At 63.3% G+C, this 12,148-nt stretch carries 15 protein-coding genes; 7 read left to right on the top strand and 8 right to left on the bottom strand.

From position 1 onward, the window contains the following. Positions 1-73 precede the first annotated feature (73 nt). The 3 genes from ACUXVA_RS23095 to ACUXVA_RS23085 all read left to right on the top strand — a co-directional run bounded on the left by ACUXVA_RS23095 (position 74) and on the right by ACUXVA_RS23085 (position 4,726). Positions 74-1,549 (top strand): amidase, encoded by a 1,476-nt coding sequence (locus ACUXVA_RS23095; protein WP_445488347.1) that lies wholly within the window; start codon positions 74-76, stop codon positions 1,547-1,549. A 423-nt stretch (positions 1,550-1,972) separates the two neighbouring features. Continuing rightward, a complete protein-coding gene (locus ACUXVA_RS23090; RefSeq protein WP_445493341.1) occupies positions 1,973-3,460 on the top strand; it encodes an ABC transporter substrate-binding protein in 1,488 nt (495 codons plus the stop codon). An 87-nt stretch (positions 3,461-3,547) separates the two neighbouring features. Then, positions 3,548-4,726 carry a M20 aminoacylase family protein gene (locus ACUXVA_RS23085; RefSeq protein WP_445488345.1) on the top strand — a complete coding sequence of 393 codons (1,179 nt, stop codon included), beginning with the start codon at positions 3,548-3,550 and terminating at the stop codon, positions 4,724-4,726. Between the two features lie 81 nt (positions 4,727-4,807). Here ACUXVA_RS23085 and rbsK read toward each other — a convergent pair whose 3' ends face one another. After that, positions 4,808-5,731 carry a ribokinase gene (gene rbsK / locus ACUXVA_RS23080; RefSeq protein WP_265078208.1) on the bottom strand — a complete coding sequence of 308 codons (924 nt, stop codon included), beginning with the start codon at positions 5,729-5,731 and terminating at the stop codon, positions 4,808-4,810. A 35-nt stretch (positions 5,732-5,766) separates the two neighbouring features. Beyond that, complete coding sequence (locus tag ACUXVA_RS23075) at positions 5,767-6,006, bottom strand: hypothetical protein (protein ID WP_445488342.1); 240 nt, start codon at positions 6,004-6,006, stop codon at positions 5,767-5,769. 58 nt (positions 6,007-6,064) lie between these two features. Between ACUXVA_RS23075 and ACUXVA_RS23070 the strand changes: the two genes are divergently transcribed. Continuing rightward, positions 6,065-6,628 (top strand): carboxymuconolactone decarboxylase family protein, encoded by a 564-nt coding sequence (locus tag ACUXVA_RS23070; protein WP_265078210.1) that lies wholly within the window; start codon positions 6,065-6,067, stop codon positions 6,626-6,628. A 24-nt stretch (positions 6,629-6,652) separates the two neighbouring features. Here ACUXVA_RS23070 and ACUXVA_RS23065 read toward each other — a convergent pair whose 3' ends face one another. Continuing rightward, positions 6,653-7,348 carry a lytic transglycosylase domain-containing protein gene (locus tag ACUXVA_RS23065; RefSeq protein ID WP_445493340.1) on the bottom strand — a complete coding sequence of 232 codons (696 nt, stop codon included), beginning with the start codon at positions 7,346-7,348 and terminating at the stop codon, positions 6,653-6,655. Between ACUXVA_RS23065 and ACUXVA_RS23060 the strand changes: the two genes are divergently transcribed. Beyond that, entirely contained in the window at positions 7,329-7,511 is a 183-nt protein-coding gene (locus ACUXVA_RS23060) for a hypothetical protein (RefSeq protein WP_265078211.1), read from the top strand. The two genes, ACUXVA_RS23065 and ACUXVA_RS23060, sit on opposite strands and share 20 nt — an antisense overlap. A gap of 27 nt (positions 7,512-7,538) precedes the next feature. Here the strand turns inward: ACUXVA_RS23060 and ACUXVA_RS23055 are convergent, their stop codons facing one another. The 3 genes from ACUXVA_RS23055 to ACUXVA_RS23045 form a co-directional block, all read right to left on the bottom strand. Further along, positions 7,539-7,841 (bottom strand): type II toxin-antitoxin system RelE/ParE family toxin, encoded by a 303-nt coding sequence (locus tag ACUXVA_RS23055; RefSeq protein WP_265078212.1) that lies wholly within the window; start codon positions 7,839-7,841, stop codon positions 7,539-7,541. Next, positions 7,838-8,074 (bottom strand): hypothetical protein, encoded by a 237-nt coding sequence (locus tag ACUXVA_RS23050; protein WP_265078213.1) that lies wholly within the window; start codon positions 8,072-8,074, stop codon positions 7,838-7,840. The genes ACUXVA_RS23055 and ACUXVA_RS23050 overlap by 4 nt, the downstream gene beginning before the upstream one ends. Positions 8,075-8,189: 115 nt before the next feature. Further along, positions 8,190-8,864, bottom strand: coding sequence for an NAD(P)H-binding protein (locus ACUXVA_RS23045; RefSeq protein WP_445488339.1), 675 nt, complete (start codon positions 8,862-8,864; stop codon positions 8,190-8,192). 237 nt (positions 8,865-9,101) lie between these two features. Between ACUXVA_RS23045 and ACUXVA_RS23040 the strand changes: the two genes are divergently transcribed. Further along, positions 9,102-9,539: a VOC family protein gene (locus ACUXVA_RS23040; protein ID WP_265078215.1), complete on the top strand. Its 438-nt coding sequence runs from the start codon at positions 9,102-9,104 to the stop codon at positions 9,537-9,539. A 145-nt stretch (positions 9,540-9,684) separates the two neighbouring features. On the opposite strand, the gene ACUXVA_RS23035 is transcribed toward ACUXVA_RS23040, so the two are convergent. Further along, complete coding sequence (locus ACUXVA_RS23035; protein WP_265078216.1) at positions 9,685-10,524, bottom strand: tetratricopeptide repeat protein; 840 nt, start codon at positions 10,522-10,524, stop codon at positions 9,685-9,687. 286 nt (positions 10,525-10,810) lie between these two features. Between ACUXVA_RS23035 and ACUXVA_RS23030 the strand changes: the two genes are divergently transcribed. Beyond that, positions 10,811-11,203, top strand: coding sequence for a hypothetical protein (locus ACUXVA_RS23030; RefSeq protein ID WP_445488337.1), 393 nt, complete (start codon positions 10,811-10,813; stop codon positions 11,201-11,203). A 130-nt stretch (positions 11,204-11,333) separates the two neighbouring features. On the opposite strand, the gene ACUXVA_RS23025 is transcribed toward ACUXVA_RS23030, so the two are convergent. Beyond that, positions 11,334-12,128 carry an FRG domain-containing protein gene (locus tag ACUXVA_RS23025; RefSeq protein ID WP_445488335.1) on the bottom strand — a complete coding sequence of 265 codons (795 nt, stop codon included), beginning with the start codon at positions 12,126-12,128 and terminating at the stop codon, positions 11,334-11,336. Between the last annotated feature and the right edge of the window lie 20 nt (positions 12,129-12,148).

The raw sequence follows: 12,148 nt of genomic DNA, 5'->3' as shown, positions 1-12,148 counted from the left end.
GTCGCGGATTGCACAACCGGCGGCATCCGGGTCACGCTCGGGGCCTGCGAATCTCGAACTGGAAATAGGCGACATGACTTTAGCGATGGGCTGGGACGAATGGACAAAACACGACGCGGTGGCGCTGGCTGACCGCGTCCGCAAGGGCGATCTGACGCCGGCCGAACTGGCGGCGCAGGCCGCCGCCGGCATTGCCATGATGAATCCCGCGCTCGACGCTGTCGTTGAGGTGTTCGACGACGTGATCGCCGACCCCACAAAGGACGGCATGAATCCAGGCGGCGTGTTTGCCGGCGTGCCGCTGCTGATCAAGGATCTCGGTCCGACGCTGAAGGGGCGGCTGCAGGAATTCGGCTCCATGATCATGCAGGGCAACCGCCCGACGCAGGACAGCTTCCTGACCGGCAAGATCCGCAATGCCGGGCTGAACATCATCGGCCGCAGCACCACGCCGGAATTCGGCGTCTGCAGCTCGGCTGAGAACGCGCTCTATGTCACCCGCAATCCGTGGGACCTCGACTACACCACCTGCGGCTCGTCCGCCGGCACCGCCGCGATGCTGGCGGCCGGCGTGCTGCCGATCTCGCACGGCACCGACGGCGGCGGCTCGATCCGCATTCCCGCCGGCGCCACCGGCAGCATCGGCCTGAAAGTGTCGCGCGGCGTCTATTCGCTGGCGCCCAACCTGTCGGACCTGTCGGGGCTGGTGTCGATCCAGGGCTGTCTCTCGCGCTCCGTGCGCGACACCGCCGCCTTCGTCGATCATTGCCGCGGTGGCGCGCCGGGCGAATTCATGCCGTTCTGGTCGCCGGCGGAATCCTACAGCGATCTCATCACGCGCGACCCCGGCCGTCTGCGCATCGCACTGTCCCATGAGTGGGGCGACTTCCGCGCGCCGCCGCATTTCGTGGCCGAGCTGGAGCGCGTCGGCCGGCTGCTGGAAGGGCTCGGCCATCATGTCGAATGGGTGCTGCCGCCGGTCGATTTCCGTGCTGCCTTCGCAGCCCAGACCACCTGCTACATCAGCAATTTTGCCCAGGTCATCGCCGGTCATCTGGCGCGGCTCGGGCTCGAGCAGCCGCCGGCCGATCTGCTGGAGCCGATCAATATCAGGCTCTGGGAGGCCGGCCTGCACACATCATACAGCGAGCGCGCCAAAATGCAGGCGGTGTTCAACACCACGTCGCGCGCCTTCGGCAATTTCTTCGAGGACTGGGACATCATCCTGACTCCGATCACCGCCAGGCCGACGCCGCCGGTCGGCACATCGGAATATCTCACCACCAGCACCAATCCGTCGGTGCACGACTGGTTCGCCAACCTGTGGCAGAATTTTGCCTATACGCCGCTGGCCAACCTGTGCGGCATTCCCGGCATCTCGCTTCCGCTGGCCGAGCAGGAGAGCGGGCTGCCGCTCGGCATCCAGGCGCAGGCGCGTCAGGCCAATGACGGGCTGCTGCTGCAACTGGCCGCACAGATCGAGCGCGCCATCGACGGCAAGTGGAACGGCGGCCGGCTGCCCGCGCGGCATGTCAGCCGGGGGGCATGATTGCCGGCGGCAACATCGATGCTGGAGCAAAAGGCCTGTTGGCCTTTTGCAATCGGCAGACGCATTTCAATGAAGTGTGGTCATGACGTATTGCGCTTCAAGGCTGCATCGCGTGGCACAATTGTTGCTAATCCAAAGGTAGGTGCATAAGCGACGACAACGGATGCGATGACGGATATGTCCAGCGGCCGGCAGGCTCGACAGGTTCATAAGGTCAGAGCAAAATCTCGTCATGCAGTTGCACGTTAAGGATGCCGCGGTGATCTAACCTTCATTTCGAAACACGCTTCAAGAGCAGGGCTGATCAAGTTGATTTCAAAGTTGCATTGCCTTCCCATCGTGCGTCGACCGCTCTCGCTCGCATTTGCAGTCGGGCTTCTGTTCGGCGCCGCGGGCGCCGATGCAAAAACATTGACGGTGGTGATGCATTCAAGTCTCCGCCTGCTGGACCCGATCATCACGACGGCGCAGATCACCCGCGACCATGGTTACATGATCTACGATACCCTTCTTGCGATGGACTCGAACATGAAGGTGCGGCCTCAGATGGCCGACTGGAAGGTTTCGGACGATCGTCTGACCTACACGTTCACGCTTCGCGACGGGATGAAATGGCAGGACGGTCCGCCGGTCACGGCCGAGGATTGCGTTGCGTCCCTGAAACGGTGGGGTCAGCGCGACAGCATGGGCCAGATGCTCATGGACATCACGGCTTCGATCGAGGCGACCGACGCCAAGACGATCACCCTGCGCTTGAAGGAACCGTATGCGCAGGTGCTGGAGTCGATTGCGAAGCCGTCCCAAAACGTGCCGTTCATGATGCCCAAACGCCTCGCAGAGACGTCGGCGGACAAGCCTGTCCCGGAACAGATCGGGTCGGGGCCGTTTCGCTTTGTGACCAGCGAATTCCAGCCCGGCGTAAAGGCTGTCTATGAGAAGAACCTCCAATACGTTCCGCGGCAGGAGTCTGCGAGTTGGACCGCTGGCGGCAAAGTGGTGAAAGTCGATCGCGTCGAATGGGTCACGATGCCGGACACACAGACCGCGGTGAATGCCTTGCAGTCCGGAGAAATCGATATGCTGGAAGCGCCGCTGGCGGATCTGCTTCCGGTGCTGCAGGCGGATAGTGACCTCGTGGTGAGTTCGCTGAACGAATTCGGGAGTCTCCCGTACGGCCGCATGAATTTCCTGTATCCGCCGTTCGACAACCCGAAGCTGCGCCGGGCGGCGTTTCTGGCCATCAACCAGAAGGATGTCCTCGACGCCGTGATAGGCAATCCGAAGTATTACAAGCTATGCGGAGCGATTTTCGGTTGCGGCACGCCGCTGGCGTTCGACGGTGGATCGGAAACTCTTGTCCAGGGCAACGGCATGGCCGCGGCCAAGAAGCTTGTCGCGGAAAGCGGCTATGATGGGTCACCTGTCGTCTTGATGGGTGCATCCGATATTCCGGTGCTGATGGCGCAGGCGACCGTGGTCGCCCAATCGCTTCGGACAGCCGGCTTCAAGGTCGAAATCCAGTCGCTGGACTGGCAGACGATCATTGGCCGCCGCGCTGTCCAGCGTCCTCCGAAAGACGGTGGATGGAGCATGTTCTTCTCTGTGTTCGCTGGTGTCGATGTGCTCGACCCGCTCGTCAATGTCGCAATCAACGGCCGCGGTCGCAGCAACGGATGGTTTGGCTGGTACGACGATCCGGGCATGGAGAAGTTGCGTGGCGAATACAGCCGCGCCGTTGCTCTTGACGAGCAGAAGCGCATCGCCCGCGAGATCCAGACACGCGCATACGACCAGGTCGCCTTCATTCCGTTCGGCCGCTTCGACGTGCCATCGGTGTGGCGGAAGTCTATCCGGGGACTTCTTCCGGGAGCGGCCGTGCCGGTGTTCTGGAACGTGGAAAAGGCCGATTGATGCGCCGCCGACCCGTTATCATCGCGCCGATATCCGGGCGCGGCGGCGACGAATTTATCGACAATCCCATCACCGAAAGAGAACGCAATGAGTCCCCGTGAGCTTCTTGATCAACTCCATCCCGACATGATTGCCTGGCGTCAGGATTTCCACGCCCACCCGGAGATCGGCTTTGAAGAAGAGCGCACCAGTCAGCTCGTCGCCGAGCGCCTGGAGCAGTGGGGCGTCGAGGTTCACCGCCATCTCGGCGGCACCGGCGTGGTCGGGGTGATCCGCGGCCGCCACCAGTCGGCCGGCAGCAACCGGGCGATCGGCTTGCGCGCTGACATGGACGCGCTGCCGATGCAGGAAAACAACGGCTTCGCGCATCGCTCGCAGATCGAAGGACGGATGCATGCCTGCGGTCACGACGGCCACACCACGATGCTGCTGGGTGCCGCGAAATATCTGGCCGAGACGCGCAATTTTGCGGGCACCGTGCATCTGATCTTTCAGCCGGCCGAAGAAGGTCTGGCGGGCGCTAAGGCCATGCTGGACGATGGACTGTTCGAGCGCTTTCCGTGCGACGCGGTCTATGCCATTCACAACAGTCCCGACTTGCCGCTCGGAACGGTGAAGGCGCTGACCGGCACGACGATGGCTGCGATCGACTATTTTACAGTCGTGTTGCGCGGCCGCTCCGCACATGCTGCACATCCACACCAGGGCATCGATACGGTGGCGATCGCCGCCCAAGTGATCGGTGCGCTCAACGCGCTGCCCTCGCGGCAGATCAATGCGCTGGAATCGGCCATCGTCAGCATCGGCCAGATCCATGGCGGCACCTCGGATATCGTCATTCCGGAGACGGTCGAGTTGCGCGGCTCGGTGCGGACGCTGAAACCTGAGGTGCGCGACCGGGTCGAGATGCTGTTCCGCCGGACGGTGGCGCTGACCGCGGAAGCGCAAGGCGGCACCGCCGAGATCGACTATCGGCGCGCCTATCCGGCGACCATCAACACGCCGGAGGAAACCGCGCGCGCCGCCGCTTGCGCGGCCGGGGTGCCCGGCGTCTCCCACGTGCTGCGCGAGGGAAATCCCGTTCTGGCCGGCGAGGATTTCGCGTTCATGCTGGAGCGGAGCCGCGGAGCCTATCTGATCTTCGGGCAGCGCGGGGCGGACAAAGGAAGCGTGCCGGTTCACAACCCGAATTACGATTTCAACGACGATCTGCTGCCGATCGGCGCGAGCTATCTGGCGGGGCTGGTCGAGCAGGAACTGGGATAACAAGAAGCCCGTCCTGGCTCGGGACGGTACGTCGGCCGGGTCTGCGGGGCATTGCAGTAGGCCGCAGCCGACCCTGCAAAACTACTGCGCTTCCGCCCAGGCCCGGAATTCCTCGGCGGTGGCGTAGGATTTCTGGGCGCCGCGCCGCGTGATCGAATGAGCGGCATAGCGTGCGGCGATGCCGAGTGCCTCGAACACCGGCTCGCCCGCGGCATGGAAATGCGCGAAGGCGGCGATGAAGGCATCGCCGGCGCCGGTGGTATCCACCGGCTTGACCGGGACCGGCGCGATGCGGCGGACGCCGGTCGCCTCGACCAGCAGCGCGCCGCGGCCGCCGAGGGTGACGATCACCGTGCCGATGCCCCGGGCGATCAGGCTGCGGGCCGCCGTCTCGGCCTCATCCTCGTTGCTCACCGGCAGGCCGGACAGGATGGCGAGCTCGGTCTCGTTCGGCACCAGGAAGCTGACATCGGCGATCCCTGCGATATCGAGGTCGGCCGCCGCCGGGGCGGGGTTCAGCACCGTGCCGATGCCGTTGGTCTTGGCCCAGGCGATGGTGTGGTAGACGGTCGCGGTCGGCACTTCCATCTGCAGCAGGATCAGGCTGCAGCCCTGCAGCACGTCGGCAGCGGCATCGACGTCGGCCGGCAACAGGTGGTTGTTGGCGCCCTTGATGATCAGGATCGAGTTCTCGCCGGAGGGATCGACGCAGATCGTCGCGACGCCCGAGGAGACACCGGGCACGCGGGTGACGTGGCTGGCGTCGATGCCGTTAGCGGCGAAGTTGCGCAGAGTGGCGTCGGCGAAATCGTCGTCGCCGACCTTGGAAACCATGGCGACCGAGGAGCCGAGGTGGGCGGCGGCGATCGCCTGGTTGGCGCCCTTGCCGCCATGGCCCATCTCGAAGCTCAGCGCTTCCAGCGTCTCGCCTGGCCGCGGCATCCGCGTCACATAGGTGACGAGATCCATCATGTTGGAGCCGACAACGGCGATCTTCGGAGACATGGTCGTTCCTCGGTTCGGCTTCAGAAGATGCGGCTCTACGTCGTGGTTTCGGCGATGTCGAGATGGGCGAGGCGGAAGTCGAAGCTGGCGGTCCCGCCGGCGTCCAGTTGCCGGACATTGCCCTTGGCGTCCTCGGCCGTATAGCCCTCCGGCGCGCAGGTCGAGGGCGAACCGGCTTTCTTCGGCACGCTCGACCAGGCCACCGGCTGTTCGATCCTGCGGATCGGCAACGGGCTGTCACACGCAACCGTTACGACGAGCAACAGACAGTCCATTGCAAGTTCCGGCAGTGGCAGCGAACATCTCTGCTCAACGTGCCTCGAAGGAGCCCACATGCGCCTCCCCATCATTGCGCCAGCCGATCTGACCGACGAACAGCGCCCGCTCTATGCCGACATGAAGCAGGGCATCGCGCAGAGCTTTCAGGGCTTCATCAACACCCGCGACGACGGCGCGCTGCTCGGGCCCTGGAACCCGTGGCTGCATGAGCCGAAATTTGGCAAGCCGGTTTGGGAATTGACCAAGGCGATCGCATCCGGGCCGTCGCTGCCGCTGCCGGTGCGCGAAGTCGCCATCCTCGTCACCGGGGCGCATTTCAAATCCGCCTACGAACTCTATGCCCATGTCATCGTCGCCGAAAACCGCGGCCTGTCCGACGAGAAGCTGGCGACCATCGTCGCGGGGCAGCGCCCGACCGACCTCACCCGCCAGGAGGCGGTGGCCTACGACATGGCGCATGCGCTGGTGAACGGCGGCGTGCTGCCCGAACTGACCTATCGCGCGGCGGTGGAGCAATTCGGCGCCCATGGTGCGGCCGAACTGTCCTATCTCGTCGGGCTCTATTGCATGGTGTCGGTGACGTTGAACACCTTTGACGTTCCCGTTCCCGAGGCATGACGTCACGACCTCGATGCCGACGGATTATGGGGCCACGGCCTCGCTCTTGTCGTTCGCGGCCAGCCGCAAAAACTGCTGCTTCATGGCGTTGACCTTTCCGAGATAGCTCGCCACGAGGTGATCGCCGCAGCGCTCACCGGCCATCGGCTGGAAGCCGCGGCGCATGAAGGCGCGGGCGGGGCGGGCGCCGCACAGATGGATGAAGGCCGCGAGGTCCTGCTTCTGTTGCGGGGTCGGCGCGGTGCCCGCGGCTGTGGCGAGCACGCCGGCGACCTGGCGATCGAGATAGATCGACGCCAGTTCGATGGCGTGGCCGGGCAGCGGGCGGAAATACAGGCTCTTGAACCAGCAGTCGTCCACGACCGCGTGGCCGCGGATGCAATAGCGCGAGGCTTCGGCAAAAGCCGGATCGGTCATCTGCAACAACCCGACGGCGCTCGAGGCCGGTCTGTACCATGCGGCCGGATTCCAGCTCCACCGCCAGCGCCAGTAGGTGCGCGTCGCGGGATTGCCGCTGCTCTCGATCTGCGCCAGCGCCGCCAGCAGTTCGGGCGAGATGGCGTCGGTGGAAAATTGGCGGAACGATGCGCCGTAGTTCCGCCAGGTGTCGGCCGGCTGCTTGTCGAGCTTGCGATCGGCGAAGAACAACAGCTCGGTCGGCTTGCGCACCACCTGCCAGGCGAGGTTGGCCAGCGGCAGCATGATCACGAGCGCCGCCACCACGGCAACGATCCGCACCGCTGTTGGCGTCGATGCCCATGTCCGCCGCAGCCATCGCGCGCTGCGGGCGAGCGGACGGCGAAGCCGGTTCCACCCTGTGCGCCTGCGCCGTTTGCGGATGGGAGATCTGGTGTCGCGCGGCGAAGGCATCGGCGAGGTTTAGGCTGCGAATGGAGCGGCGGCAACCGGGTTACGTTTTGTGCGAACCGTCATCATCGCGGCGTTGCCGCGCCGTATGATGGATATAAAGGATCTCGATGGCGTCGCCGGCGACGCGATAGAAGATCACATAGGGATAGCGCCCAAGCGGCGCCGCGCGAACGCCGGACCGGCCGGCGGAGCGGCGCGAGCTTTCCGGAAACCGCGCAATGTACGACACGACGCTGCGGATTCGTTTTTCGACGGCCGGGGCGACCGTCGGGTAATGTGCAGCCAGCCATTCGGCAATCGCCTCGAGATCCCTCAGCGCCTCGTCCGTATAGACGACCTTCATGGACCGCGAAATTTGGCGAACGCCGCCTCGACCTGTTCATCGCTGGCGAAGTGGCCGGCCTCGGCATCGCGCAGGCCGCGGTCGATGCCGGCCAGTTCGTCCGCCGTCGGCTGATAGTCATGGCCGTTGACGCCGGCGTCGAGCTCGCGCGCAAAGGCGGCGAGTTCGTCCTGCACATGGGGCGGCCAGGTTTCGACGCGTTCCAGAATGTCGGCCAGCGGCTTGGTCTTCATGGGGGGAATTTATCACGATGTCGCACCGATGTCAGCCTGTCGTCCGGCTCAGCGAAGCGATGCGCGGGACAGGGCTCACCCTGCCGAATCCCGGATGTCTCTCCGTTGACCTCGACTACGCTTGCCGATCCGGCTCCCGCTGCAGCGCGGCCATGTCCTTCCAGTGATAGACGCGCAGCTTCGGCGCGTCGCCGCGCGCCGCGTGCAGCATCGCTCGCGCGATCTCGCCTCCGGTGATGCCGCGGTAGCGATCGGCTGGCCCCAGCAGCAGCGGATTGAGCACGTGCCATGCGGCGATGATCAGCCGCGCGCCCGGCCGGTCTTCAACGCGCTGGCCCATGATCATCGACGGGCGGAAGATATGCGTATGCGCGAAATCCAGTGCGATGATGTCGCGTTCCACCTCGCCCTTGGTCCTCACATAGAACAGGCGGGAGGCGGCATTGGCGCCGACGGCCGTGACCACGAACACCGCCTGCGCGCCGTTCGCTTTGGCGATCTTGGCCGCCAGCACCGGATAATCGTGATCGATCCTGTAATACTCGGCTTCATCGGGCGTGTGCTTGCGCGTGGTGCCAAGCGCGATGAAGATGTCGTCGGCCACCAGTTGGGGGGCCAAAGCGGGCAGGGTGGCGAGATCGCCGATCAGCACGGTCAGCCGGGGATGGCTCAGCGGCAGCGGCTTGCGCGCCACGGCGATCACCCGTGCGTAGTCCGGGCTGTCGAGCAGGTCATCAAGCAGATGCGAGCCGATGAAGCCGGTCGATCCGAAGATAAGCGCTGTTGTCATGGGCGGTCTCGCTGGATGGCCGGGGACGACCGGCCGGGCAGCGTCGCATAGTCCCGGGGGCGGAGACAATGCGGCAAGCGGGCGACGCTTGCCGGCCGTTTGCGGTCATCCGCGCGCCGCTGCGGCCGGAAAACAATTCCCGGCCCGTTGTCGGCGCGCCATGCTCCGGATCGTCCTTTGTGCGACTGGGCGCTGCATCGGGCGCGTCCGGCATCGTCTTTCAGCCGGGATCACTCCATGACGTCCATCACGCCCTTCCTCTGGTTCGACAACAAAGTTCCGGACGCCGTCGCCTTCTACACCTCGGTGTTTCCCAACGCCCAGGTGGAGGTGGTCAACGACTTCATGGCGACGTTCGAGCTGGAAGGGCAACGCTTCCACGCCCTCAACGGCGGCCCGCAATACAAATTCACCGAGGCGGTGTCGTTCTTCGTCAGCGTCGAGACCCAGGCGCAGGTGGACTATTTCTGGACCCGGCTGACGGCGGATGGCGGCGAGGAGGGCCGCTGCGGCTGGCTCAAGGACCGGTTCGGCCTGTCCTGGCAGGTGATCCCCGCCGCGCTCGGCACCATGCTGGGACACCCCGACCGCGCGAAGGCCGACCGCGCCATGCAGGCGATGCTGAGCATGCGAAAACTCGTCATCGCCGATCTTGAAGCGGCGTTTGTGGGGTAGGGATGAGTCAGGGCCCGCATGAGCGAAGCGATATGCGGGACCGGGACAGCCAATCGACAACCCGCATGTCGCTTCGCTCGTGCGGGCTACGCTTGCTGCACGGAGCAGGGGCAACCGTGTGCCCGTCCCGTGTCAGCGCCGCCCATCATATGGCGCTCAGTTCTTTCGAGACGCGCTTCAAGGCCTCGAGGCCGTCCGGATCGGCGGGCGCGATTTGGGTATGCATCCTGAAGTCGGCCAATGCCGCTGGCAGACTGCGCTTCATCTCCCACGCCAAGCCGCGGTAGTAATAGGCTTTGGGTTCTTTCGGATCGAGCCGGATCGCCTGGTTGTAGTCCGCGATGGCGCGGTCGAGGTTGCCTTTGTTGCCCCAGGCGCTGCCGCGATTGACGTAAGCGCTCACATCCTTCGGATCGAGCTGGATCGACTGGTTGTAGTCGGCGATGGCGCGGTCGAGGTTGCCCTTGCCGAACCAGGCCCTGCCGCGGCTGTAATACGCGACGGCATCTTTCGGATCGAGCCGGATCGCCCGGTCGAAATCGGCGATGGCGCGGTCGAAGTCGCCTTTGGAGCCCCAGGCGCTGCCGCGATTGGCGTAGGTGCTGCCATTTTTCGGATCGAGCTGGATCGCCTGGTTAAAGTCCGCGAGGGCGCGGTCGAAATCGCCCCTGTGAAACCAGGCATTGCCGCGGTTGTTGTAGGCAGACGCATAGGTCGGATCGATCCGCATCGACTCGCTGAAATCCGCCATGGCACGGGTGAGGTCGCCCTGCGCCGCGAACGCGCTGGCACGACGCGTATGGATACGGGCGAGGCGTCGACCCGTGTATTCGTGGGAGTCGATGGCGCCCGAGCAGCCGGCGACTGCAAGGTCATCCGACAGCTTGACGCAGGACTCCCACTCGTCCGCGGCGACCACGCCCGGCAACCCGGCGAGAACCACCACGGCCATGCCTGCGAACAGCCGGCGTTTTGACAAGTACATTGGCATCGCCGGGGGACTCCGCTTATGGCCGGAGCAGCCGGGGATAACCGACCGCCATTTCCGGACGCTGATTTGTCCGTTGGTCGGGGGCGCCGATCAAATGGTTCAGCGGCGAGGGTGGGACGCGCGGTTTTGGCTTCCGGCGACGCGACTGGCAGCCATCGGCACCGGTAGCCCGGATGAGCGGAGCGATATCCGGGGCCGTACATCCTGTTTCGGTTCTGAACCATCCCAGGCCATCCACGACATATCGAACAATGCTTGATTGCTGCGTGGAGATGCGAACATGAATTCGATTGGATCGGTGATCGGCAGGGGACTGCTTGTGGCTGGTTTGCTGATCTCGGCGGGACCAATGCTGGCGGCGGGGAGCGATGACGGTTTTGCGGCGTTCTGGACGCAATTCAACGCTGCCGTCGGCAGGAGCGACCAGACGGCCGTATCGCAGATGGTCAAATATCCGGTTTTTTACATCGATCAACGGCAAGCGGCCGATTTCCCTGTGATCTGGAAGGGTGCTTTCAAACCGGCGCAGCGGACGTGTCTTGCCAAGCAGAAGCCCGTCATGGACACCCACGAGGGCAAGGTCAGCTATTCTGCTTTCTGCGGCCACCTCATCTACAGTTTCGGCAAGGATGATGGCGGCTGGAAATTGACGAGTATTGACGAAAACGATTGATCGGACTGGCCCTTGCGCCGACCGGCCTCAGCGGGTTTCGTCCAGCTAGCAGGGCGCAAGTGCAAAGCGTATTGTGCAGCCCGGCCGCGGGGCGGCGGGTTACGTTACGCTAACCCGCCATACGGGCTGCCTATTCCTCTCGAATCGAAAGACATTCCATTAGACTTTCTTCGGACCCAAAGAGCGTGAAGGCATTGAGATTATACATCTGCAATTCCGTGAGGACTTTTCGCCGCTCACTGCCTGGCAGAATAAATTTAAAAACAACGTCTTGCTGAAACTCCGCATTGGGGTCGAACGCTCGACAAACGTCAGAATGATCGGAAAAATAGGGCCAATCTTTCTCCCACTTCGTGCATACGGTGTATCTTGATTGCTGAGCAAAGTGTCGCCTCGGGCCTGCTACATAGGGGCCTAACAATGTGATTGTTGGCTCATCGCTTCCACCCACCTTCATGCCGCTAGGTCCGCGCTCGCGAAAAGCAAAAATTGCAACGTCTTCGTCACTAGAAGTACGAAATGCAAAATAAGCAGCAACGAAGGGTGAGGCGCTCCAATCGAGCAGCGGCGACGGAAAGCCGTGATGACGAAGATAGGCCAAATACGGATAGTGCGGAAAGTTTCCAAACGTAACAAATCTAGAAAAAGAGTCGTAACCACTACGCAGTTCACTCTGAATCTTGTCAAAAGCCGGATCTTCAGGCCAGCTTTGGTTAGTATAGGTCTGGACCTCCGTTCGGATCTTTAAAATAGTGCTGTAATAAGTTTCAATATCGACTGTGTGCGGGCTTCGTTCTAACGTCGTCTTTAGGTCCCAATTCGATGATGCATGTCCTCTAAAGAGAAGCTTTGACCCTTGTGCCTCGTCAGATAGATCGGCAGCGCGTAGCTTAGAGTCTTCCCAAGAATATGCGCTATCAGCCATTAAAATCTCCATTAACCCAT

The organism is Rhodopseudomonas sp. RCAM05734 (assembly GCF_052658035.1).
This window is presented reverse-complemented; position numbering and strand designations above follow the sequence as displayed.

Excerpts from the sequence above, each read along its gene's own strand:
- ACUXVA_RS23095 (WP_445488347.1), top strand. The coding sequence starts at position 74 with ATGACTTTAGCGATGGGCTGGGACGAATGGACAAAACACGACGCGGTG.
- ACUXVA_RS23090 (WP_445493341.1), top strand. The coding sequence starts at position 1,973 with ATGCATTCAAGTCTCCGCCTGCTGGACCCGATCATCACGACGGCGCAG.
- ACUXVA_RS23085 (WP_445488345.1), top strand. The coding sequence starts at position 3,548 with ATGAGTCCCCGTGAGCTTCTTGATCAACTCCATCCCGACATGATTGCC.
- rbsK (WP_265078208.1), bottom strand. The coding sequence starts at position 5,731 with ATGTCTCCGAAGATCGCCGTTGTCGGCTCCAACATGATGGATCTCGTC.
- ACUXVA_RS23075 (WP_445488342.1), bottom strand. The coding sequence starts at position 6,006 with ATGGACTGTCTGTTGCTCGTCGTAACGGTTGCGTGTGACAGCCCGTTG.
- ACUXVA_RS23070 (WP_265078210.1), top strand. The coding sequence starts at position 6,065 with ATGCGCCTCCCCATCATTGCGCCAGCCGATCTGACCGACGAACAGCGC.
- ACUXVA_RS23060 (WP_265078211.1), top strand. The coding sequence starts at position 7,329 with ATGATCACGAGCGCCGCCACCACGGCAACGATCCGCACCGCTGTTGGC.
- ACUXVA_RS23055 (WP_265078212.1), bottom strand. The coding sequence starts at position 7,841 with ATGAAGGTCGTCTATACGGACGAGGCGCTGAGGGATCTCGAGGCGATT.
- ACUXVA_RS23050 (WP_265078213.1), bottom strand. The coding sequence starts at position 8,074 with ATGAAGACCAAGCCGCTGGCCGACATTCTGGAACGCGTCGAAACCTGG.
- ACUXVA_RS23045 (WP_445488339.1), bottom strand. The coding sequence starts at position 8,864 with ATGACAACAGCGCTTATCTTCGGATCGACCGGCTTCATCGGCTCGCAT.
- ACUXVA_RS23040 (WP_265078215.1), top strand. The coding sequence starts at position 9,102 with ATGACGTCCATCACGCCCTTCCTCTGGTTCGACAACAAAGTTCCGGAC.
- ACUXVA_RS23035 (WP_265078216.1), bottom strand. The coding sequence starts at position 10,524 with ATGTACTTGTCAAAACGCCGGCTGTTCGCAGGCATGGCCGTGGTGGTT.
- ACUXVA_RS23030 (WP_445488337.1), top strand. The coding sequence starts at position 10,811 with ATGAATTCGATTGGATCGGTGATCGGCAGGGGACTGCTTGTGGCTGGT.
- ACUXVA_RS23025 (WP_445488335.1), bottom strand. The coding sequence starts at position 12,128 with ATGGCTGATAGCGCATATTCTTGGGAAGACTCTAAGCTACGCGCTGCC.